General features: G+C 38.7%; 18 protein-coding genes. 4 read left to right on the top strand and 14 right to left on the bottom strand.

Annotation, left to right across the window (positions count from 1 at the left end; all coding sequences use genetic code 11):
- Positions 1-194 precede the first annotated feature (194 nt).
- Both LQE94_RS15545 and LQE94_RS15540 read left to right on the top strand, forming a co-directional pair.
- Positions 195-1,673, top strand: coding sequence for a DUF1846 domain-containing protein (locus LQE94_RS15545; RefSeq protein ID WP_022075589.1), 1,479 nt, complete (start codon positions 195-197; stop codon positions 1,671-1,673).
- Between the two features lie 96 nt (positions 1,674-1,769).
- Positions 1,770-3,398, top strand: coding sequence for a CTP synthase (locus LQE94_RS15540; RefSeq protein WP_022075590.1), 1,629 nt, complete (start codon positions 1,770-1,772; stop codon positions 3,396-3,398).
- Positions 3,399-3,441: 43 nt separating this feature from the next.
- Here LQE94_RS15540 and LQE94_RS15535 read toward each other — a convergent pair whose 3' ends face one another.
- From LQE94_RS15535 to LQE94_RS15475, 13 genes are all read right to left on the bottom strand, one after another.
- A complete protein-coding gene (locus LQE94_RS15535; protein WP_118723523.1) occupies positions 3,442-4,716 on the bottom strand; it encodes a diaminopimelate decarboxylase in 1,275 nt (424 codons plus the stop codon).
- 1 nt (position 4,717) lies between these two features.
- Positions 4,718-5,425, bottom strand: coding sequence for a TrmB family transcriptional regulator (locus tag LQE94_RS15530; RefSeq protein ID WP_240578127.1), 708 nt, complete (start codon positions 5,423-5,425; stop codon positions 4,718-4,720).
- 161 nt (positions 5,426-5,586) lie between these two features.
- Complete coding sequence (locus LQE94_RS15525; RefSeq protein WP_022076181.1) at positions 5,587-6,450, bottom strand: DMT family transporter; 864 nt, start codon at positions 6,448-6,450, stop codon at positions 5,587-5,589.
- A 1-nt stretch (position 6,451) separates the two neighbouring features.
- The gene (gene thiD, locus LQE94_RS15520; RefSeq protein WP_118723789.1) at positions 6,452-7,282 is read right to left on the bottom strand and encodes a bifunctional hydroxymethylpyrimidine kinase/phosphomethylpyrimidine kinase; all 831 of its coding nucleotides are present in this window, start codon (positions 7,280-7,282) and stop codon (positions 6,452-6,454) included.
- Entirely contained in the window at positions 7,282-7,959 is a 678-nt protein-coding gene (locus LQE94_RS15515; RefSeq protein WP_240578126.1) for an HAD family hydrolase, read from the bottom strand. The genes thiD and LQE94_RS15515 overlap by 1 nt, the downstream gene beginning before the upstream one ends.
- 26 nt (positions 7,960-7,985) lie before the next feature.
- Positions 7,986-8,627: a thiamine phosphate synthase gene (gene thiE / locus LQE94_RS15510; RefSeq protein WP_022076178.1), complete on the bottom strand. Its 642-nt coding sequence runs from the start codon at positions 8,625-8,627 to the stop codon at positions 7,986-7,988.
- Positions 8,628-8,656: 29 nt separating this feature from the next.
- On the bottom strand, positions 8,657-9,475 hold the full coding sequence (gene thiM, locus LQE94_RS15505) for a hydroxyethylthiazole kinase (protein ID WP_240578125.1): 819 nt from the start codon (positions 9,473-9,475) through the stop codon (positions 8,657-8,659).
- 127 nt (positions 9,476-9,602) lie between these two features.
- Positions 9,603-12,806: a carbamoyl-phosphate synthase large subunit gene (carB, locus tag LQE94_RS15500; protein WP_240578124.1), complete on the bottom strand. Its 3,204-nt coding sequence runs from the start codon at positions 12,804-12,806 to the stop codon at positions 9,603-9,605.
- On the bottom strand, positions 12,806-13,876 hold the full coding sequence (locus LQE94_RS15495) for a carbamoyl phosphate synthase small subunit (RefSeq protein WP_022076175.1): 1,071 nt from the start codon (positions 13,874-13,876) through the stop codon (positions 12,806-12,808). The genes carB and LQE94_RS15495 overlap by 1 nt, the downstream gene beginning before the upstream one ends.
- A gap of 345 nt (positions 13,877-14,221) precedes the next feature.
- Positions 14,222-15,502, bottom strand: a complete 1,281-nt coding sequence (locus tag LQE94_RS15490; protein ID WP_240578123.1) for a peptidoglycan-binding domain-containing protein — start codon at positions 15,500-15,502, stop codon at positions 14,222-14,224.
- Positions 15,503-15,646: 144 nt separating this feature from the next.
- Complete coding sequence (locus LQE94_RS15485; RefSeq protein WP_240578122.1) at positions 15,647-16,798, bottom strand: NAD(P)H-dependent flavin oxidoreductase; 1,152 nt, start codon at positions 16,796-16,798, stop codon at positions 15,647-15,649.
- Positions 16,799-16,999: 201 nt separating this feature from the next.
- The gene (locus LQE94_RS15480) at positions 17,000-17,767 is read right to left on the bottom strand and encodes a type III pantothenate kinase (protein WP_240578121.1); all 768 of its coding nucleotides are present in this window, start codon (positions 17,765-17,767) and stop codon (positions 17,000-17,002) included.
- A 77-nt stretch (positions 17,768-17,844) separates the two neighbouring features.
- On the bottom strand, positions 17,845-19,173 hold the full coding sequence (locus tag LQE94_RS15475) for an MATE family efflux transporter (protein ID WP_240578120.1): 1,329 nt from the start codon (positions 19,171-19,173) through the stop codon (positions 17,845-17,847).
- Positions 19,174-19,584: 411 nt separating this feature from the next.
- Here LQE94_RS15475 and LQE94_RS15470 point away from each other — a divergent pair, with 411 nt between their 5' ends.
- Positions 19,585-21,069 (top strand): AAA family ATPase, encoded by a 1,485-nt coding sequence (locus LQE94_RS15470; RefSeq protein ID WP_022076170.1) that lies wholly within the window; start codon positions 19,585-19,587, stop codon positions 21,067-21,069.
- Between the two features lie 92 nt (positions 21,070-21,161).
- Here the strand turns inward: LQE94_RS15470 and LQE94_RS15465 are convergent, their stop codons facing one another.
- The gene (locus LQE94_RS15465; protein ID WP_240578119.1) at positions 21,162-23,087 is read right to left on the bottom strand and encodes an oxidoreductase; all 1,926 of its coding nucleotides are present in this window, start codon (positions 23,085-23,087) and stop codon (positions 21,162-21,164) included.
- An 89-nt stretch (positions 23,088-23,176) separates the two neighbouring features.
- Between LQE94_RS15465 and LQE94_RS15460 the strand changes: the two genes are divergently transcribed.
- A complete protein-coding gene (locus LQE94_RS15460; protein ID WP_240578118.1) occupies positions 23,177-23,899 on the top strand; it encodes a sensor histidine kinase in 723 nt (240 codons plus the stop codon).
- The last annotated feature ends 9 nt before the right edge of the window (positions 23,900-23,908 follow it).

The following is a 23,908-nucleotide window of genomic DNA, read 5'->3' as shown; positions in this document are numbered from 1 at the left end:
TAAAGTCCACTGTTATCATTATAAATTCCACAAACTTATAAATCAATAAAAAAATAGTGAAAATATTGTAAACAACAGCAATTATATAGTATACTATAGCATGTAGGATTTTTTCTTGTTACTTTTTGTCATAAAATGTAAGGAATCTTCCTATCAAGAAAAATCAATGTCATTAAATATAAAGAGAGGTCAACATGAAAATAGGTTTTGATAATGAAAAGTATCTAAAAATGCAGTCCGAACATATTCGTCAAAGAATTGAACAGTTTGATCATAAATTGTATCTTGAATTTGGCGGTAAACTTTTTGACGACTATCATGCATCCAGAGTTCTTCCGGGATTTCAGCCGGACAGTAAACTTCAGATGCTGAAGCAATTAAGTTCTCAGGCGGAAATCATCATTGTAATCAGCGCTAAAGATATCGAAAAAAATAAAGTGCGTGGTGATCTGGGGATCACTTACGATTCCGATGTTCTTCGTCTTATGGATTCTTTCCATGATAATGGACTTTACGTAGGCAGTGTCGTAATCACTCAATTTTCCGGTCAGGAAAGTGCACTGATGTTTAGAAACCGTTTGGAAAAACTCAACATTAAAGTTTATATGCACTACAATATCCCTGGTTATCCTTCCAATGTGGCACAGATTGTCAGTGATGAAGGCTATGGAAAAAATGATTATATTGAAACAACCAGACCTCTGGTCATTATTACTGCACCAGGTCCTGGAAGCGGTAAGATGGCAACTTGTCTGTCTCAGTTATATCATGAGCATAAAAGAGGAATTCATGCAGGATATGCCAAATTTGAAACATTCCCTATCTGGAATCTTCCATTAAGCCATCCTGTTAATCTTGCTTATGAAGCTGCAACTGCCGATTTAAATGATATCAACATGATTGATCCATACCATTTAGAAGCATACGGGGAAACAACCGTAAATTACAACCGTGATGTAGAGATTTTCCCTGTACTCAATACTATTTTCCATAAAATTTATGGAAAGAGCCCTTACAAATCTCCTACTGACATGGGAGTCAACATGGCTGGAAATTGTATTTGTGATGATGAGGCATGCCGCGAAGCATCACGTCAGGAAATTATTCGTCGCTACTATGAAGCAAAGAACGCGATTTTAAAAGGAACCTGTTCTGAAGAGACAATACAAAAACTGGAACTTCTTATGAGTCAGGTAGACGTAACAGTTCAGGATCGCCCTGTTGTTGCAGCAGCAATGAGCCGTGCCGAAGAGACAAATGGTCCTGCTGCTTCTCTTGAACTTCCTGATGGTAAAATCGTAACCGGTAAGACATCTGCTCTCCTTGGTGCGTCCGCTGCACTTTTGCTTAACGCAATCAAGGAACTCGCTGGTCTGGACCATGAACTCCAGATTATTTCGCCAGAGTCTATCGAACCGATTCAAAAGCTTAAGACAGAATACTTAAGAAGCCAGAACCCTCGTCTGCATACAGATGAAGTATTGATTGCACTTTCTGCGAGTGCTGCTTCAAGAAAGGATGCTGCACTTGCATTACAGCAGCTTCCTAAATTACGTGGATGTCAGGCTCATACTTCTGTTATGTTGTCTAATGTCGACATTAAAATATTTAAAAAATTAGGTGTTCAGCTTACCTGTGAGGCAGTCTATGAGAACGGACATGTCTATCACTAAAAAATAGGACTGTACTTTCCTTTATCTAAGTATACTTTTTGTAATTTAGGGGAATATAACAAATTTACTTTAGAGATTTATACTAAGGAGGATAATATGGCAGTAAAATATGTATTTGTCACCGGAGGTGTCGTATCCGGTCTTGGAAAAGGAATCACAGCAGCATCTCTCGGCCGTCTTTTGAAGGCCCGCGGATATACTGTGACAATGCAAAAATTTGATCCTTATATTAATATTGATCCGGGAACAATGAATCCCGTTCAGCACGGAGAAGTCTTCGTAACAGATGATGGTGCTGAAACAGACCTTGACCTTGGACATTATGAACGTTTTATCGATGAGAATCTTACTAAGAACTCGAATGTCACAACAGGTAAAATTTATTGGTCTGTATTACAGAAAGAACGTCGTGGCGATTTCGGTGGAGGTACCGTTCAGGTTATTCCACATATTACAAACGAGATCAAAAGCAGATTTTACCGTAATCCTGCTGCTACAGATACTGAAATCGCGATTATTGAGGTCGGTGGTACTGTCGGAGATATTGAGAGTCAACCATTTCTTGAATCCATCCGTCAGTTTCAACATGAAAAAGGAGCAGAAAATGTTATTCTGATCCACGTTACTTTAATTCCTTACCTGAGAGCATCTCAGGAGATGAAAACAAAACCAACTCAGGCAAGCGTAAAAGAATTGCAGGGAATGGGAATTCAGCCGGACATCATCGTATGCCGCTCTGAATACCCATTGGACGCGGGAATGAAAGACAAAATTTCTTTGTTCTGCAATCTTCCTGCTAATCATGTATTGCAAAACCTTGATGTGGATTACTTATATGAAGCTCCACTTGCTATGGAAAAAGAGCACCTGGCACAGGTTGTCTGCGAATCCCTGCATTTGCCTTGTCCAGAGCCAAATTTAAAAGACTGGACAGAAATGGTAGATAATTTGCGTCATCCGACACAGGAAGTTACTGTTGCACTTGTCGGAAAATACATCCAGCTTCATGATGCTTATATCAGTGTGGTAGAAGCATTAAAACACGGAGGTATCTATAGTCATACTACTGTAAATATCAAGTGGGTTGATTCTGAAACTGTTACATCTGAAAATGTGGAAGAAATCCTTGGTGATGTAAGCGGTATTTTAGTACCTGGCGGATTTGGAGATCGTGGTATTGAAGGAAAAATCGAAGCAATTAAATATGCCAGAACACATAATGTTCCATTTCTTGGTCTTTGCCTTGGTATGCAGCTTTCTATTGTTGAATTTGCAAGAGACGTTATCGGCTACAATGATGCTCACAGCATGGAATTAAATCCAAATACAACGCATCCTGTCATCCATATTATGCCTGACCAGATTGGTATCGAAGATATTGGAGGAACATTAAGACTCGGATCATACCCTTGCGTACTGAAAGAGGATTCTAAAGCTTATGCATTGTATGGAACAAAAGACATCAACGAACGTCATCGTCATCGTTATGAAGTCAACAACGATTATCGCGAAGTATTGGAAGAGAACGGCATGATGCTTTCAGGTCTTTCTCCTGACGGACGTATTGTAGAGATGATTGAAATTCCATCTCACCCTTGGTTCATTGCAACACAGGCACATCCTGAGTTAAAATCCAGACCAAACAAACCACACCCACTATTCAAGGGATTTGTGGAAGCATCTTTAAAATTTTCAAATACAGCATCAGGAAAGACGCTTTCCTAATATAAGACAATAAAAAAAGAGCCACGCGGCTCTTTTTTTATTATTATTTATTTATCAATTTTTTTCCAATATCAAAACAATCAAATGTCGCAAAATAATCTGCCGGTGTCTCTGCACGGCGAATCAGCTGTACACTTCCATCTTCTTTCAAAAGCAATTCTGCTGATTTTAATTTTCCATTATAGTTATATCCCATTGAAAAGCCGTGTGCCCCTGTATCATGAATAACCAGATAATCTCCTTTATCAATCTTTGGAAGCATACGGTCAATTGCAAATTTATCATTATTTTCACACAGGGATCCTGTAATATCGTATTTATGGTCACATGGCTGGTCTTCTTTCCCCATTACAGTAATATGATGATATGCACCATACATTGCAGGACGCATCAAATTCACAGCACATGCATCTACACCGATATATTCTTTATGTGTATGTTTCTCATGGATTGCTTTTGTAACCAGACATCCATAAGGTCCCATCATAAAACGACCTAATTCTGTATAAATTGCAACATCTCCCATTTTGGCAGGAACAAGAACTTCTTCATATACACGACGGACACCTTCTCCAATTGCACGAATATCATTTGGTGTCTGGTCTGGTTTATAAGGGATTCCAATACCGCCTGAAAGATTAATAAACGTAATATGTGCTCCAGTCTCTTTCTGAAGTTTAACTGCTTCTTCAAACAACACCTTCGCAAGCATTGGATAATAATCATTTGTCACTGTATTACTTGCAAGAAATGCATGAATTCCAAATTCTTTTGCTCCTTTAGACTTCAGGATCTTATATGCCTCTGTCATTTGTTCTGTTGTCATTCCATATTTTGCATCTCCGGGATTATCCATAATATCGTTACTTATCTTAAACAATCCACCCGGATTATAACGACAGCTGATTCTTTCCGGAATATGTCCAATTGCTTTCTCCAGGAAATCAATATGTGTAATATCATCTAAATTGATTGTGGCACCCAATTTATCTGCATACTGGAATTCTTCCATCGGTGTATCATTTGATGAAAACATAATATCCTGTCCTACTGCTCCCATTGCCTCTGAGAGCATCAATTCAGTATATGAAGAGCAGTCGCACCCACATCCATATTCTCTTAAAATCTGGATTAAAAATGGATTTGGTGTTGCTTTGACAGCAAAATATTCTTTATATCCCGGATTCCATGCAAATGCTTCTTTCAATGCCTTTGCATTTTCACGAATTCCTTTTTCATCATAAAGATGAAAAGGTGTTGGATATGTTTTTGTAATTTCTTCAATCTGCTCTTTTGTCACAAATGGTTTTTTACTCATCTTATTGCTTCTCCTTACTTAATGTCATTAGTTTTATCTCATTCGCCAATGCATTTTTATAAAGCATCACGAAATTCTTTTTTCCGGAATAAAGGCAGGTATTCATACTTCCTTTCCCATACTCACCTGTCAGCACATGTTTGGAATCTGTAATAATTCCAATCTGTTTTCCCTTTGAATCACCGGTATATACTTGTACATTTTCCAATGGACAGACTCCATCCGTAATGATCACAACCTTTTTGCCCTGCTGTTCCAATTTCATTAATTCCTCTTGAAATTCACTTAAATATAGATATGAACAGGAAAGATATACCCTCTCCTCTGTCTCATTCAAAAGATTATGTATCTTATTACTGATATTGCTCTCTCCTTCAATTGTAATATACCCTTCCTCATCCACATAAGAACTCGGAAGATTTTCAAGCATCCAGGCTTTCTCTTCTTGCATGCGTCTGATACTGTTTTCACAGAACTCTTCCAGTGCAACCGGAATATACTTCTTGGCATTCTCCTCTAAAATATAAGCCGCACCTTTTTCTGTCAATGCAGCCAGTGCACTATAAGCATTCGATCTGGAAATTCCTGTCGCTTTCGCTATCTCATACCCTGTCTGTTTCCCATCTGTCAACAATCTGTGATACACAATTGCCTCTTGTCTTGTCAATCCATAGTGGATCAAACATTCTATAAACTGATGTTCATCCATTGTAGTACACCGTCCTTGTTTTTACTAGTAGTTCTTTCTAGGAACACTATACAGCCAGTCTTTCTATTTGTCAATATTTAAGAGCTATTTTATGAATTATTATCAACTACGAGAAAAAGAGTTACTATTTTCTTTTCCAAAAATAGTAACCCTTTTGTATTTTATTCTTTATTCTTATTATATAAAAACATGACTACTGCCATTGTGCAGATGATAATATATCCAATCCAGCTATAGATATCCGGAACCTGTCCAAATATAATAAATCCAAGCAATGCTGAAAAAATAATCTGTGAGTAGTCATATACAGAAATTTCTTTTGCAGGTGCATGAAAATACGCTGCTGTAATACTAAACTGTCCGCCACTTGCCGCCAGACCTGCAAAAAGTAAACACACGATCTGCATTATTGACATCGGATGATAATCTACGATTAAAAATGGTAATGTAGCAATACATGAAAATGAGGAAAATACAAATACGATAAATGGACCTTTTTCACCTTTTTGACCTAACACACGTACGTATGTATATGCGACTCCTGCCCCTAATCCACCTAACAAACCAATGAGTGATGCCGGCTCTGAAAAGATTGCAGGTGTCGGTTTAATGATTAACAAACTTCCCAGAAATGCACCGATAACAATCAATGCCTGCGGAATTTTCACCTTTTCTTTCAATATCAAAGCACTAAATATAATAGCAAAAAACGGAGACATTTTATTAAGCATAGAAGCATCTGACAGCACCAGATGATCTACTGCATAAAAATTGCATAAAATCCCGATTGTTCCTGCAAGTGAACGTATAAATAAATATTTTACATTTTCTTTTTTTCCTGAAAATCCAATCCTATCTTTCTTTAAGAGTACAAATGCAAATATCAACGCTACCAGGTTTCTGAAAAAACTTTTTTGAACAGATGGCAAATCTCCGGCTAATCTCACAAACATCGCCATCAGTGCAAAACAAAATGCAGAAATAATAATATAAAGAATTCCCATATATTTCTTTTTTGTTTTCATCCTATGCTTCCTCTTCCTTAGAGTCATCATTTACACATGTCACATACTTTCCCGTAATATTAAAACAATGCTTCATAGGACCAGAGCCTTTTCCCAAATCCAACATTGCCTCCAAAGCTTCTGAAATATAATCTTTTGCTCTTTTTACGGATTCGTCCATGCTATATCCCTTTGCGAGGTTCGAAGCAATGGCACTAGATAATGTGCAGCCTGTTCCATGGGTATTTGGATTTTGGATTCGTTTTCCATGAAACCACTTATATTCTCCGTCTCGGTACAAAAGGTCATTTGCATCATTCAACTGATGACCGCCTTTACAGAGCACCGCGCAATGAAATGTTTCACTGATTTTCTTTGCTGCAAGGATCATCTCCTCTTCTGTCTCTACCTTCATTTCAGCCAATACTTCTGCTTCCGGAATATTTGGTGTTAAAATAGAAGAAAGTGGCATCAAGCATGTTTTTAGAGTTTCAATTGCATCATCACTAATTAATTTTGAACCACTTGTAGCGACCATGACCGGATCAACCACAATATTTTCTGCTTTATATTCTTTCAATTTTTCTGCAATTACCTGAATTAAAGCAGAAGAAGATACCATTCCTATTTTTACCGCATCCGGACGGATATCTGTAAAAATACTATCCAATTGCTGAGCCAGAAATTCCGGTGTCACTTCCATAATCCCTGTCACACCTGTAGTATTTTGTGCTGTCAATGCCGTAATTGCCGTCATAGCATATACTCCATTTGCAGTCATGGTCTTAATATCAGCCTGAATTCCGGCCCCTCCACTAGAATCACTTCCGGCAATTGATAATGCTGTTCTCATCATACTTCATCTTCTCCTTTTTCTGTCATACTCCACCAAAATTTTTGAAAATCATCATATCCCGGCAAATATACATCCGCCGTATTCCATATCTTAGCCAAATCTCTGTCATTTGCCTGATCGTACACTCCTACTGTAATAAATCCAGCCTTCTTTGCTGTTACAATTGCGTGATATGCATCTTCAAAAACAATTACTTCATCCGGATCACAATCCATCTGAAGTGCTGCCGCAAGGTAAATATCTGGTTTTGACTTATCTGTCTGCATCTCTGTACATGTCAAAATTCCTTCAAACAGATTCCTGATTCCCAATCGCTTTAGGGCTTCCTCAAGATTCTTTCGATCTCCCGTTGTAGCGATTACCATCGGAATATGTAACTCACGAAATCCTTCAAGAAAACTTCGGACTCCTTCTTTTAAAGGTACCTTCTTTGCATAGTATTCTTCTATCTCACGATTCAGTCCATCTATAATTTCTTTTTCTGTCAGATTCAGATGATACTCTTGAATCAAATACCGGGCTGCCTGCGGAAGACTCATTGTAAAGAGGACTTCCCCGAGACCCTGTTTCGCCTCAATCCCCATAGATTTTAAATAAAGCTCTCCTAAATTCTCCCAGATAGGCATGGAATTCAAAAGCGTTCCATCCGCATCAAATATTATTCCTTTCACCATTTCCTTTACCTCATCCATTTGCAGTGTTATTTTGCAAGCATCTGTTCCGTACGGCTCCTTAAATCTTTTGTTGCCTGTTCAATATCCGGCTGAGCAAACAACGCGCTGATAACTGCAATGCCACTAATACCACTTCCTGCAAGTTCTTCTACATTATGCGCTCCAACGCCTCCAATTGCAACAACCGGAATAGAAACCGCTTCACATATTTCCTTCAGAACCTCTTTTCCGACTTCAACTGCATCTTCTTTGGTCCCTGTTGGAAATACTGCCCCAACTCCTAAATAATCTGCACCTCTTTTTTCAGCTTCCACTGCCTGCTGTACAGTCTGTGCTGAAACTCCGATAATTTTATCCGGACCAAGTTTTGCACGAACATCACCGGCTTCCATGTCACGCTGTCCTACATGTACTCCATCTGCATCAATTGCTGCTGTGAGTTCAACATTATCATTAATTATAAATGGAACATGGTATTTACGGCAAAGCTCCTGGATTTCTTTTGCCTCTTCCATAAAATGTTCTTCATCCAGATTCTTTTCGCGCAGCTGAATAAATGTCGCCCCACCCTTCAATACTTTTTCAACCTGACTGTAAAGTGTCTCTCCATTTAGCCAATGACGATCTGTTACTGCATATAAAATCAAATCTTTCTTCTCACAATTCATTCTATTTTACCATCCTTTTTGTACAAAATTTATCGAATTTCGTAGTTTGCACCCTTTTCTAAAATATCTCCTGTCATATTATAAATAGCATCTATAATACGATTGCGATAGGTAGCGTTGCCGTCTCCTGTTTGCATCCTGCTCCATCCAATCTCCCCGGCAAGTCCCATAGCACAGACCGCCGCTGCTGCCGCTTCGAGCATTTCATCTGGATTCGCAGTAATAAATGCTGTCATCATACCGGATAACTGACATCCTGTCCCGGTGATTTTCCCCATCTCCGGGCGCCCATTACGGATCACATAACATCTATTTCCATCTGTAACCAAATCGATTCTACCTGTCACAGCAATAATCGTTCCCGTCTTCTTAGAAAAAGCTTTCACAAACTCAATTGCCTGTTCTAAATTTTCTTCTGTTACGGCATCCGACACGTCTGCATCTACACCCTTTGTTGTCCCACTTCCAAGTGCCAGAGTTTTTATTTCGGAAATATTCCCCCTGATAACTGAAAGATTTAACTCTTGCATTAATCCCAGGGCCGTTTCTGTACGGAATTTACTTGCACCTGCTCCTACCGGATCTAATAAAATCGGATGATGCAAATCGTTTGCCTTTTTTCCTGCACGCAGCATACCTTCGATACTTGATTTATGTAATGTCCCGATATTGATATTCAATCCATTACAAATAGATGTGATATCTTCCACATCTTCCACCTCATCTGACATGATCGGACTCCCTCCACACGCAAGCAGGATATTGGCGACATCATTCACCGTCACATAATTTGTAATATTGTGTATCAAGGGCATTGTTTTTCTAAGCAGATCAAATTGTCTCTTCATGAATGCTATCTTCCTTTCAACAAACTCCAAAAAGCGGACATTCCACTCAAGTCATGTCCGCTTTAATTACCTTTACTATTATAACTCACATTTTGTAAATGTAAAGTTTTTTATCTCTCATATTTTCTTACTGCACTTTTGCAATATCGATCAATGTCAGTTTCTGAATATCTGTATTTTCAAGACTGGTGATCAAGGCTTTTGCTGTGTCCATTGCTGTCAATACATTAACACCTGTCTCAATCGCATTTCTTCGGATAATAAATCCATCTTTTGAATGCTCTGCTCCCTGTGCCGGAATATCAATAACAAGATCAATTTCATGACCAAGAATTAAATCCAGAAGGTTTGGCGACTCTTGTTCAATCTTACGAACCGGGATTGCCTTCACACCTGCTTCTCTTAAAGTAGCCGCTGTCCCGCTTGTCGCGAAGATACGATATCCGATATCTGCAAATCTACGACCAATCTCCACAGCCTCTTCTTTTTCTTCATCACGAACTGTCATGATCATATTTTTATATTTCGGCAATTTGATTCCTGCACCGATAAATGCTTTGTATAATGCTTCGTCGAATGTCTTTGCAATTCCAAGACACTCTCCTGTCGATTTCATTTCCGGTCCAAGGCTGATATCTGCTCCTCTAATCTTCTCAAATGAGAATACCGGCATTTTAACCGCAATATAATCTGCTTCCTTCTGAAGTCCCGGTGTGTAGCCTAATTCACGTATTTTCTTACCGATGATAACCTGCGTTGCAAGTGGTACGATTGGAATGCCTGTTACTTTACTGATATATGGCACTGTACGGCTGGAACGAGGGTTTACTTCGATTACATATACATCGTCCTCTCCACATACAATAAACTGTATATTGATCATACCGATTACATGCAGTGATTTTGCGAGTCTTCTTGTATATTCTGCAATCTTATCCTTTGCAGACTGTGTCAGACTCTGTGCCGGATATACTGAAATACTGTCTCCTGAATGGATACCGGCTCTCTCGATATGCTCCATGATTCCCGGAATCAGAATATCCTCTCCGTCACATACAGCATCTACTTCGATTTCTTTACCTTGTAAATATTTGTCTACAAGAATTGGGTGATCCTGTGCAATTCTATTGATGATTCCGATAAATTCATCAATATCATGATCATTGATTGCAATCTGCATACCCTGTCCGCCAAGTACGTATGAAGGACGAACCAGTACAGGATATCCAAGTCTGTTTGCTACTTCTTTTGCTTCTTCTGCTGTAAATACAGTTCCACCTGTCGGTCTCGGAATCTCACACTCTTCCAGGATTTCATCAAAGAGCTCTCTGTCCTCTGCTTTGTCTACATTTTCTGCCGATGTTCCAAGAATCGGAACTCCCATCTTCATCAGACTTTCTGTTAATTTAATTGCTGTCTGTCCACCAAACTGAACAACTGCTCCATCTGGTTTTTCAATATCTACAATGCTTTCCACATCTTCCGGTGTTAATGGCTCAAAATACAACTTATCTGCAATATCAAAGTCAGTACTTACTGTCTCCGGGTTGTTATTTACAATAATTGTTTCATAATTTTCTTTTGAAAATGCCCATGTACAATGTACGGAACAGAAGTCAAACTCTATACCCTGACCGATACGGATTGGGCCGGAACCTAATACCAGTACTTTCTTTTTATCATTTGTCTTCTCGACTTCTGATTCACAACCAAATACAGAATAGTAATATGGTGTCTCGGCTGCGAACTCAGCTGCACAAGTATCAACCATCTTATATGCTGCTACGATACCATTTGCATGACGCATATCATGAATCTCACGTTCATCTTTTCCTGTCAAATCGGCAATCACATTGTCTGGGAATTCAATTCTCTTTGCTTCTTTTAAAAGCTCTGGTGTGAGTTCTTCTGTTCTGAGTCTTTCTCCCATCTCTGTAATAATCGCAAATTTGTCGATAAACCAGATATCAATCTTTGTAATATCATGAATCGTCTCATATGACACGCCACGGCGGATTGCTTCTGCTATTCTCCACATTCTCATATCATCTACTATATGAAGTTCTTCCATCAGATCGTCATCTGACAGATTTGTAAAATCATAAGACATAAGACTGTCTACATGCTGTTCCAGAGAACGTATTGCTTTCATTAATGCACCTTCAAAGTTATCACAGATACTCATAACTTCTCCGGTTGCTTTCATCTGAGTTGTCAATGTTCTCTTTGCACTGATAAATTTATCAAATGGAAGTCTTGGAATTTTTACTACGCAATAATCAAGCATTGGCTCAAAACTTGCATATGTTTTATGTGTGATTGCATTTTTAATCTCATCCAAAGTATAACCAAGTGCAATTTTGGCAGCTACCTTTGCAATTGGATAACCTGTCGCTTTGGAAGCCAAAGCAGAAGAACGGCTTACACGTGGATTTACTTCAATTACACAATATTCAAATGAATCCGGATTCAAAGCATACTGTACATTGCATCCACCTGTGATATTCAATTCGCTGATGATATTTAATGCAGAAGTACGGAGCATCTGATACTCTTTATCTCCCAATGTCTGCGATGGTGCTACTACGATACTATCTCCTGTATGAACTCCGACAGGATCAATATTTTCCATATTACATACTGTAATGCAGTTTCCTTTACTATCACGCATCACTTCATATTCGATTTCTTTCCAGCCGGCGATACATCTCTCTACCAAAACCTGTCCTACTCGAGAAAGACGAAGACCATTTTCCAGAATCTCGATAAGCTGCTGTGAATCATGAGCGATACCACCTCCGCTTCCTCCTAATGTATATGCCGGACGAAGTACAACCGGATAACCGATGCTATTTGCAAATGCAAGACCATCTTCTACATTCTCGACAACAAGTGAAGCTGCTACAGGCTCCCCGATTTTTTCCATTGTAGCTTTAAATTCAAGACGGTCCTCTGCCTTTTTAATTGTCTCTGAAGTTGTACCGATCAAACGAACATTATTTTCCTTTAAAAATCCTGCCTCTTCCAATTCCATTGCAAGATTGAGTCCTGCCTGTCCTCCAAGTGTTGGAAGCACACTGTCAGGCTTCTCTTTTTTGATCAGCTGCTCAACTACTTCTATTGTAAGTGGTTCGATATATACGCGGTCTGCAATATCTTTATCTGTCATGATGGTCGCCGGATTTGAATTCAAAAGAACAACTTCAAGACCTTCCTCTTTTAATGAACGACATGCCTGTGTTCCTGCATAATCAAACTCTGCTGCCTGTCCGATAACAATCGGACCTGAGCCAATAACCAATACTTTTTTTATACTATTATCTCTAGGCATTATTTGACTCCTCCCATCATATTAATAAATCTGTCGAATAAGTATCCCGAATCCTGTGGTCCAGGGCAAGCCTCCGGATGGAACTGTACAGTGAAAATATTCTTTCCTACATATGCAAGGCCTTCATTTGTTCCATCATTAACATTTACAAATGCCGGTACTGCAATATTTGGATCTACGTTTTCAGCATCTACTACATAACCATGGTTCTGTGATGAAATATATACACGACCTGTCTGTAAATCTTTTACCGGATGATTTCCACCTCTATGTCCATATTTTAACTTGTGTGTAGACGCACCTGTAGCAAGGGCCATCAACTGATGTCCTAAACAAATAGCAAATATTGGAATATCTGTATTGTATAATTTCTTGATTTCTTCGATAATAGATGTGCAATCTGCCGGATCTCCAGGTCCATTGGATAACATAATTCCGTCAGGATTAGAAGAAATGATTTCTTCTGCTGTTGTATGTGCCGGATAAACAGTCACCTCACAACCGCGTTCATTTAATGATTTTGCAATATTATTCTTTGCTCCAAGATCTAAAAGGGCAACTTTTTTCCCTGTTCCCTCTAATGTATACTTCTCATCGCAGGTTACTTTAGAAACGACATCACCTACTGTGTAAGCTTTTAATTTAGGAAGAATCTCTTCTAAATTATAATTTTCGTTTGTTGTAATCATTCCATTCATGGTACCCTTTTCTCTTAAAACCTTAGTAAGAGCACGAGTATCAATACCAGCAATTCCCGGAATATCCTGTTCTTTTAAGAAATCCTGAATTGTTCCCTGGCATCTAAAATTACTAGGAATACGAGATAATTCTTTAACAATATAACCGTCCGGCCATGCCTTTCTCGATTCCATGTCTGGTGTAATTCCATAATTACCAATCAGTGGATAGGTCATCACAACGGCCTGTCCCGCATAAGAAGGGTCCGTTAACACCTCTAAATATCCTGTCATTGAGGTATTAAATACGATTTCACTGATCATATCCTTTGTTGAACCTATGCTTGTTCCAGTAAACACGGTTCCGTCTTCTAAAATTAGAAACGCTTTCATCTGTTCATCTGCTCCCTTCATCTTATTGTGCTATTTTCTTTAAGCATTATAACCTTTATTGTTTTACTTCTGCTCAAATTGTTAAGATTATACTATATCCTTTTTTATAATTCAACCGATTTCTAACAGCTTTTTTTTTTGATTTATCTAAAAATTTTTTAGATATTTTCAGCTATAAGAATTTCTAAATTTCTATAATTAGTCATTCTTATAGCTGTTATCTCAGTCGAGAAGACTCCGACTGAGATAAACGCTCCGCGAGGATGCGCAGTGATTCTGTAAAGAATGTGTCAGCTTATGCTGACCAGAATCACGCGCCAAGTCTCGCGACTGCTCGACTTGAATTTATCTAAGTTCTGCGATTCTTGATACTCCTACATAAATTTCTGATATTTTATACCAGGTACGATAATCTACCACTCCGGTTTGAGGTAATCCAAATACAGATTGAAAAACACGAACAGCTTCTGCTGTCGCCGGTCCATATATCCCATCCACTGCAATTTTAGGAATTAACGGATAGGCTTCTGCCACCACATTTAATTGTTCTTGTATCTGCCGTACTTTCTCCCCGCTCGCCCCATTTTCCAGATCATATCCCGGCCATGATGAAGGAACCCCTGACACCTCCTGCGCTGTATTAATATAAATATCATCGCCATAATAATATCGCAGGATTTCTATTGCCGAATACCCCTGTTCTCCAAGACTTTGACTGCCCCATTGTGTTAACCAGTTCGGACACTGCACCCTTCTGCCGTCACAATACTGTGTTAATATCGGCTGTCTTACATTCGGTCTGGACAAATAATCTGCAAAAAGTTCATCTACAATAGTTGATATCGTATCGAAATAATTTCGATTAGGAATCCATTTATGGTCAAATGCTGTAGATGATGTGATTGTAAAATCGTATCCCCGATTACGATAGTATTCTGTATAAACACGATTTAACGTAAAAGACATAATTGCCAGCACATTTGCCCTAATTGCATTCTCTGTCCATGTCGCATATATTTCACTCGATGCAACATTTTTAATATAATCTTTGTATTTCACATAGTAATTTGTGGCCGTACTGTCCCGTGGCGAACCATCGTGTACGATAACATATTCAGGGATTACTACTCTGCTAAGTACAATTTCCCCGCTTTCATTAATTGGCTTTATTTCATCTTCCGGAATTTTAGGAGGGTATTCTCCATATAATGTATGTGCCGGAATAACATACACTTCCGGCTCTGCATCTTCTACGAGCGGATGCAGTCGTACATCCTGCAGTGCAGTAACGTCTGCTAAAATCTCAGCTCCTGCTATGCTGATTGGTTCAAATCCCGGAGCATTCACCTGCAATGTATATTCTGAATATGGCTGCTCCTCTATTGTCTGGTCCAGACTGTATTCCAATGGCGGCGTATCCAGCTCTACAACCTCTGTCTGCCCTACCTGATTCGTCTGCAATTGTTCTAGTATACTATTTGGTACACCCGTATAGGAGATTGAAATTGTTGCATTTTCAATAGGATAAGCTGTAATTTCTGATGTTACATTAATTTGCAGCCTGCCCCTGTCCACTGCCTGGTCTTTATTTCGCTGCACACCTTCCTGCATCATTTTCACCAGCATAAACGATTACCCTCTTTGATACTGTTCTTATGATTTTTACAAACAGTAATATCTACTTTCATACACTCTCTGCTTAGTATATGTTTCCACCTTCCACTTTGTGCATTTTTTATTATTTTTTTACGCAGCACATCATACACTGTCCTATCTTTCTATTTCTCCTGTCAACTCTTTGATTACATCCTCAACATGCATCATTTCCTGGATTTTTCCTACATTGGAGCCGCAAAATATTAATCCCTGTTCTACATCACCTTTCACTGCATCTACCAATGCCTTTGTTATACAGTATGGAACTTCTGCAGGATTACATTTTGCCAGACATTGATAACATTTTTGAATTTTACATTTTTCTTTTTCTGTCTTTTTCACAAATGCGTTGCGTACTGCACGCCCCGGCAATCCAACCGGACTTTTAATTATTTGTACATCTTCTTCTTTTGCATGCAAATATGCCTGCTTATACGCCTCAGAAGCATCACATTCATAGGTTGCAACAAATCTGCTTGCGACCTGTACTCCATCTGCTCCTAATTCGAATGCATGCTTCACATCTTTGTACTCAAAAACACCACCTGCCATAATCACAGGTATATTACATTGGTATTTTTCTTCATACTCTTTTTTTAATTTAATAATTTCCTGTATCTCTTCGTCCATTGCAGCCTGTCCTTTTTCATTTGCCTGCTCCATACTTTCTTTATCTTTTTTCTGCAAATAACCATATTCTTCCAACTCATCTATGTGAAAACCAAGATGTCCTCCTGCTGCCGGGCCTTCCACTACAATAAAATCTGCTGTTCGCTTGTATTTTCTGTCCCACTGACGAAAAATGAGTCTGCATGCTCTTGCACTTGATACGATAGGTGCAATTTTAGTTTCACTTCCTTTCACTAATTCCGGAAGATCCAGCGGTAACCCCGCCCCACAAATTATTACATCTGCGCCTGCTTCCACTGCAGCTTTAACATGTTCTTGATAATGCTTCAATGCAACCATTACATTGACACCGATCAGTCCGTGACATTCTCCATTCTCGTCTTTAGCAATTTCTTTTGCATGTTCAATATGCTTACGTATTGCCTTTAGATTTGCTTTTGCCTGATCCTTTTCAAATCCTTCTTCATCATAACCAATCTGTGCTGTGGAAATAATTCCGACACCGCCTTCTTTTGCCACTGCTCCTGCAAGTGAGGAACGGCTGACACCAACACCCATTCCCCCCTGGATGATCGGAACTCTTGCTTCTTTCTCTCCGATTTTTAAACTTGGAAATTTTTCTCTTATTTTATTCATTTGATTACCCCATTTTCATTTATTTTGATATTAAAACTATTTTATAATATAAATATTTTTCTTTGAAATGTCAAGCTAATCTTGTTTTTATTTCTTTTTTATATAGTTTTGAATACTACATCTTTGTTGATAAATTATTTTCAAATAAAAAAGAAGCAGAACACGCTCTGTGTACTCTGCCTCTTATTTCTTCTCTTTTATTTATTTTCTATTTTTTTCGTAAATAATCTGCAACCCTTTTAATAACAGTTCCTCGTCTATTATCATCTTTTTCTTGCAATATGGGACTACTTTATTCGCCAGACCACCGGTTGCAATAACCGTTATTGATTGTCCGAGCTCTTCTTCCAAACGATCAATAATGCCATCTAATGCGGCTGCATTTGAATAAATAACTCCGCTCTTCATACAATCTATCGTATTTTTACCGATTATTTTTTTCGGAGCTTCCAGACCAATTCCCTGAAGCTGAGATGCATTGGAAGTTAATGCATTCAATGAAACATTGATTCCGGGATAAATCATACCTCCCAGATAATTTTTCTTCGCATCAATGACACAAACTGTTGTAGCCGTTCCAAGATCACATACTGCAAGTGGAGTTGGATACTGTGCAATTGCAGCTACTGCTCCTGCCACAAGATCGCTTCCAAGCTGGGATGGATTATCAATCAAAATATTTAATCCAGTTTTTACTCCCGGACCGATAACTAACGTTTCTCTTTTCAGAATCTTCTCTGCAGCTTCTTTAACCACATAAGTAATCTGTGGAACTACGGAGCAGATAATTGCCCCATCTAATGTCTCCACATCAATCTCATGAATATCAAGTACCATCTTAATATCAATTGCATATTCCAATTCCATTTTCGTCTTGTTTGTGGCAAGTCTTTCAATAAAATATGTCTTTTGATTGTCTACACATCCGAGAACAATATTTGTATTGCCTATATCAATTGCTAAAATCATATGAATTCTCCTTCTTTTATTAACAAATCCAATCTGTCTTTGTAAATTATAACATGTCAATTTAAAGTTCAAAAGTATTATTCTTTCACTTTTCCATTTTTTACTTTTTGATAAAAAATAATCGTCAATACTGTTGCAACAATCCAACCAAACGGCCATGCCATCCAAATTCCTGTACTACCGAAACGAGATGATAAAACAAGTGCGAAACAAATTCGCAGAATCAGATCCGGTACTGTTGCGATAATGAAATACATCATGGCGCCTGCACCTCTGATAATTCCGTCCGTCATCAATTTTACCGCTATAATAAAATATAGTGGAGAAACAATTCTTAAAAAAGCGATTCCTGCCTGGATTGCTTCCATGCTTCCATCATCTAAAAATAATCCCATCATCTGACGACTAAATATAAAATACAATATAAAAAATGGAATCACTGTAATCTCTGACAGTTTAACTCCTGTTTTAAACCCCAATGGAATCCGTTCCTGCTTTCCTGCTCCAATGTTTTGTGCTGTATAACTAGATAAACAAGAACCCAGACACATAAATGTATTGATTGCAAATGTATTTAGCTTGATTGCTCCCGAATATCCGGCAATCACCGATGAGCCAAATCGATTCACAATATCTTGAACAAATAAATTTCCTACACTTAATACACTTTGCTGAATAATACTCGGAACTGCAATTTCTATAATCTGCCACAATAAGTGTTTATCCACAAATGGCTGTTTTTCATTTGATATATGCCTAAGTCGCACAGACATTGTAATAAGAGCAAGAATTGCCGCCCCACCCTGTGCTATAAATGTTGCCCAGGCAACTCCGGCAACTCCTAAGTAAAGCTTTGCAACAAATATGTAATCTAATATGATATTTCCGATTGATGAGCCAATCAAAAAATATAACGGTGTCTTTGAATCTCCCCATGCTGTAAATACACCTGTGCAAACATTATAAAACATCAGAAAGAAAAAGCCGAACACATAGATCCGTAAATATAAAATTCCTTCTGCCATAATGTTTTCCGGCGTATGTATCGCACTCATCATCCATCTACAACAAAATACCCCAAAAATACAAAGTATCATGCTAAGCAGCAAGCACGCCGTCAATGCAGTGGTCACTGCACGTTTGACACCCTTTTTATCTCCAGCTCCAAACAAGCGTGAAACAACTACCGATGTTCCAAGATTCATTCCTACTGCAAAAGCCATAAAAATGATCGTAATCGGATAAGATGCCCCGACAGCTGCCAATGCATCCTCCCCTGCAAATCTTCCGACGATCACACTGTCTGCAATATTATAAAACTGTTGAAACATCACACTTATCATCATTGGCAACAGAAACTTCCATAATGTTTTATCAGGATGTTCCTTTGTCAGATCCATTGCCATTCTTATCCCTCCCTCTGCCACTGTTTTTATATTCAAGAATGCCTCTGCATTCTTGCTGCGAGATGCGCGTCATGCAATGCATGACATACTTCTTCTGCGCATCTCTGCAATCCTGCCGGAGGCTATATCAGATGGGGGATTGACTCCCACCACTGATACTGATTTGTTACTCGCCACCTACAGAGGTGGGAGTCATCTCACATCTGATATAAAACAGTAACATTTTTCATTGTATCACTTCTTTATATAAATGATAACATATTTTACAAAGATATTTTTACAAGATATTTTCAATTCCCATCTGGTCATATGGACATGAAATTGCTATAATCAGAATATTAAGATTTTCAATTTAATTGAATTTCAAACTTATAAACAGACTCAATTAGCATTACACAAGGAGAATGAATCATGCCAGTATTTGATTTTAATGACACAACAGACGCTAAAAACAAATCCATTTGTACCTATACAACATTTCAATCCAGTGAATCTGACCCTTCCCCGGAAAAACCGATTATGTTACTTGATAACACAAGTAGAAAATGGGAGCATTATTCCTGTGGTGTTTTCACTAACCCTGTAAAGCGTACTTCCTTTGAATTTGATACAGAAGAAGGTACTTATACAGCAGATATTCTTCAAATCGACAGCCGCTTTGTAAGTCTTTTAAAATGGCTTGGACAGAACCATATCAACGTTCGCTTATCAGGAGAAAACCGACCAGATGGCTATGCGATATATCGTATACGTGAAATTGCATTTGGAGGAGGCACAAAGCTTTCAGCTGAAGATGGTTTTTTACAGTTTATGATTGACCGTCTTTTAGCAAGCAGTGCCCCTACAGAGGAAGCTGAAGATGAAGAAGCAATGGAGGACGGCGATGAAATGAAGCTTACAAGTCTTCAGAGCATCACTGACTTCATGACTTGTGCAGGTCGTACACTGCCAGATAATATCCGGCTCTGGGCAAGACGTAACCTTGCTGTTGCCCGTTCACACGAAGTTTCTCCTGAAGAGCGCCGCCATGCACAACGTGCACTTTCCATTATGATGAATATCCAATGGAAAAATAATTATTTTGAGGCAATTGATCCTGTTGAAGCACGACGCATCCTTGATGAAGAATTATACGGAATGGAACGTGTAAAACAACGTATTATTGAAACAATCATTCAAATTAACCGAACACATACACTCCCTGCGTATGGACTTTTACTGATTGGTCCTGCCGGAACCGGTAAATCACAGATTGCCTATGCCGTAGCACGTATTCTGAAACTGCCTTGGTCAAGTCTGGATATGAGTTCCATAAATGACCCGGAACAGTTGACAGGAAGCTCACGTATTTATTCCAATGCAAAACCGGGCATTATCATGGATGCTTTCTCTATGGCAGGAGAATCTAATCTCGTTTTCATCATTAACGAATTAGATAAGGCTTCTTCCGGAAAGGGAAATGGAAATCCTGCCGATGTACTCTTAACATTACTCGACAACCTTGGATTTACTGATAACTATCTTGAATGTATGATTCCTACTTCCGGTGTTTATCCGATTGCAACGGCCAATGATAAAGATCAGATCAGTGCTCCTTTGATGTCACGTTTTGCAGTAATTGAATTACCGGATTACACTATCGAAGAGAAGAAAGTCATCTTCTCAAAATTTGCACTTCCAAAGATTTTAAAGAGAATTGGATTAAAGGAGAATGAATGTATTATTCCTTCTGATGCTTTGGATGAAATTATGAAAATCTATACAAACACTTCCGGAATACGTGATCTTGAACAGGCAGCTGAACATATTGCAGCGCACACACTCTATCAAATTGAAGTGAATCACGTTACTTCTGTTACATTTACAGCAGATATGATTCGAAAACTGCTTGTATAAAACCATATAAAATATTCGTTATTTCTTGATTTAAAAAAGATGATGTTGCCAAGCTTATAAAGAAAGCTTAAACAACATCATCTTTTTTTCAATTACAATTCTTCTGCCAGTTTGTGTCCTGCAGCAATTGCATCTTTCAGAGTTCCGACTTTATCACAATCTCCGATAAAATGAACTCTTTCTTCGGTATTCTCTACCTTGCTCGGTGCATATCCGACTGCAAAGATCAGCGTATCAGCATCTGTAATATGGTATTCCTTTCCATCCTTCTCATAAGTAATTGTAGTCTCATCAACCTTTGTTACCTGACTGTTCAGTTCAATCTTTACACCTTTTCTCTTGAGTCTCATTGTCAGCTGACTCTTCGCTGCTCCGCCTTCTCCCGGCATCAGAGATGGTGTCATCTCGATAACTGTAATGTCACGGTTTGCAGGGAACATATCATCAATCAATGGTGCAAGGTAATCTGCTGTTTCACAACCTACAGATCCGCCTCCAAGAACAACGATTTTTCTTCCCGGATATTTTCTTCCGGCAAGCACATCATCTGCTGTCATTGTCTGCTTAAAGACCTTAAAAGGAGGGATTTCCTTAGGAACTGCTCCTGTTGAACAGACAACCTCATAATCCTTAAATTCTCCGGCAAGCATTTCTGGAGTAACTTCACAATTCATACGAACTTCAATTCCTTCATTCTTCAGACGACGTGTCATGAATTTGATTACTTTACAAAGTTCCTGCTTTGCAATTGGAACGGCTGCAAGTCTGAGAAGTCCTCCCAGCTCTCCACTCTTTTCACAGAGAACAACTTCATGTCCACGTTTCTTCGCAACATACGCTGCTTCCATTCCTGCCGGTCCTCCACCGATCACAAGAATTTTTTTCTTATCTTTAGCTTCTTCGATTTCTTCAGATTCAACCGATGGATTCACTGTACAGCTAATCGGATTACCAAACATAATTCCCGTCAGACATCGGCCACATCCAATACATGGACGAATATCATCCGTCTTTCCTGCAGCCGCTTTATTTGCAAATTCACTGTCACATAAGTTTGGACGGCCAATCATACAAATATCTGTTTTTCCATTTGCAATCAATTCTTCAGCTACCCAAGGCTCATTAATTCTTGCAACTGTAGATACCGGAATATTCACATGTTTTCTGATTTCTTCACTTGCATGTGCATGAGGTGCAGGTGATGTACCAGGTGCCGGCATAGAACTTCCTCTTTTGATCGTGTTTCCTCCGGAAACATGGATGAAATCAACACCTGTCTTTTCAAGCTGTTTTGAGACATAAATCATGTCATTGAGTGTCAATCCGCCATCACTATACTCATCACCCGAAATACGGACATCAATGATAAAATCATCGCCGCAAAGTTCACGAATCTTGGCAATTACTTCCAGTGTCAGTCTAAGACGACCATTAATATCTCCGCCATACTCATCTGTTCTCTTATTATAAAGTGGAGTAAGGAAACCTCCGAGCAGACCATGTGCATGTGCACACTGAATCTCAACTCCGTCTCCACCTGCAATCTGGAAGCGACGTGCAGCCTCTCCAAACTGCTGAACCAATACATGCAGCTCTTCTACTGTGACCGCTCTCGGTGCTGATTTTGCGTAATATGGTCCTACATTAGATGGTGCGATTAGCTGTGGTGTTCCCGGAATTGGAAATGCCATATAAGCCGGGTGGAATAACTGTGCCAAAATTTTTGTATCATACTGATGCACAGCATCTACCAACTTCTTCCAGCCAGGAATATAAGAATCATCATAAATAGACATATCTCCCGGCAAATAAGTATATACAGGTTCTACTGTCGTAACTTCTGTAACAATAAGTCCGACCCCACCCTTTGCTCTTGCTGAGTAATGCTCTACTAATGCATCTGTCACATATCCTTTGTCTGCCATGTTAGTAGAGATTGGTGGCATAAAAATTCTGTTCTTTACAGTTGTTTTTCCAATTTTGATTGGCTCAAATAAATGTGGAAATTTTTCGTTCATTTTTTCTTTCCTCCGCTTTTGTTACAAATTGCTTCCCCATAAACAATTTGATAATTTTTTATCATCACTGCATTATAACATTGTTTTCTTTGTTTGAAAACAGCTCTGCTTCAACACAGAAAAAATATTTTATTCTCTCGATGCTCACGATTGAATACGCAAGCCAGCGAAGCCGTACCGAGCGTGAAAATTTACTTCTCACTACCGTTTCTATACAGGCAAAAAAAGAGATTGCGCAGCTTTCTGATTCCAAAAAGCAGGCCGCAATCTATCGTCATGATTTAAAACACCATATGAACTTTATTCAAAACTGTATTCAAGAACAAAAAACTGAAGAAGCCCTCTCTTACATTAACGAAATCTGTACAACATTGCAGTCTGGTGCAATCCAAAAATACTGTGAAAATGAATCTGTCAATCTGATTCTCTCTTCCTATATTGAAAAAGCACAGGCACTTCAAATCCAAACTACTATTTTCGTAACTGCAACTGATTTTTCAAGATTTCAGATTACAGACCTTTGCAGCTTGCTTTCAAATGCTCTGGAAAATGCGATTCATGCGTGTACACAAATCACATATCCGGAAGGTCGTTATATCAATCTGAAACTCTATGAAAAAAATGAACAATTATGTATCAACCTTGCAAACAGCTACGAAGAAGAACCTGCTTTTGAAAATGATATTCCTGTTTCACACAAAGTCGGACATGGCTTCGGTGTACAAAGCATGATTTCTGTCGTAAATAAATATTCAGGTATCTATGGTTTCTTTGCCCAAAATGGTGAATTTAGATTTCAGGCAACATTTTAAAAATGTTGT

This window comes from Mediterraneibacter sp. NSJ-151 (genome assembly GCF_022487435.1).
Classification (GTDB): Bacteria; Bacillota; Clostridia; order Lachnospirales; family Lachnospiraceae; genus Schaedlerella; species Schaedlerella hominis.
The sequence above is the reverse complement of the archived record's forward strand: the minus strand, read 5'-3'. Positions and strand labels throughout refer to the sequence as shown.

Coding starts and splice junctions, on each gene's coding strand:
- LQE94_RS15545 (WP_022075589.1), top strand. CDS start 195: ATGAAAATAGGTTTTGATAATGAAAAGTATCTAAAAATGCAGTCCGAA.
- LQE94_RS15540 (WP_022075590.1), top strand. CDS start 1,770: ATGGCAGTAAAATATGTATTTGTCACCGGAGGTGTCGTATCCGGTCTT.
- LQE94_RS15535 (WP_118723523.1), bottom strand. CDS start 4,716: ATGAGTAAAAAACCATTTGTGACAAAAGAGCAGATTGAAGAAATTACA.
- LQE94_RS15530 (WP_240578127.1), bottom strand. CDS start 5,425: ATGGATGAACATCAGTTTATAGAATGTTTGATCCACTATGGATTGACA.
- LQE94_RS15525 (WP_022076181.1), bottom strand. CDS start 6,450: ATGAAAACAAAAAAGAAATATATGGGAATTCTTTATATTATTATTTCT.
- thiD (WP_118723789.1), bottom strand. CDS start 7,282: ATGAGAACAGCATTATCAATTGCCGGAAGTGATTCTAGTGGAGGGGCC.
- LQE94_RS15515 (WP_240578126.1), bottom strand. CDS start 7,959: ATGGTGAAAGGAATAATATTTGATGCGGATGGAACGCTTTTGAATTCC.
- thiE (WP_022076178.1), bottom strand. CDS start 8,627: ATGAATTGTGAGAAGAAAGATTTGATTTTATATGCAGTAACAGATCGT.
- thiM (WP_240578125.1), bottom strand. CDS start 9,475: ATGAAGAGACAATTTGATCTGCTTAGAAAAACAATGCCCTTGATACAC.
- carB (WP_240578124.1), bottom strand. CDS start 12,806: ATGCCTAGAGATAATAGTATAAAAAAAGTATTGGTTATTGGCTCAGGT.
- LQE94_RS15495 (WP_022076175.1), bottom strand. CDS start 13,876: ATGAAAGCGTTTCTAATTTTAGAAGACGGAACCGTGTTTACTGGAACA.
- LQE94_RS15490 (WP_240578123.1), bottom strand. CDS start 15,502: ATGCTGGTGAAAATGATGCAGGAAGGTGTGCAGCGAAATAAAGACCAG.
- LQE94_RS15485 (WP_240578122.1), bottom strand. CDS start 16,798: ATGAATAAAATAAGAGAAAAATTTCCAAGTTTAAAAATCGGAGAGAAA.
- LQE94_RS15480 (WP_240578121.1), bottom strand. CDS start 17,767: ATGATTTTAGCAATTGATATAGGCAATACAAATATTGTTCTCGGATGT.
- LQE94_RS15475 (WP_240578120.1), bottom strand. CDS start 19,173: ATGGCAATGGATCTGACAAAGGAACATCCTGATAAAACATTATGGAAG.
- LQE94_RS15470 (WP_022076170.1), top strand. CDS start 19,585: ATGCCAGTATTTGATTTTAATGACACAACAGACGCTAAAAACAAATCC.
- LQE94_RS15465 (WP_240578119.1), bottom strand. CDS start 23,087: ATGAACGAAAAATTTCCACATTTATTTGAGCCAATCAAAATTGGAAAA.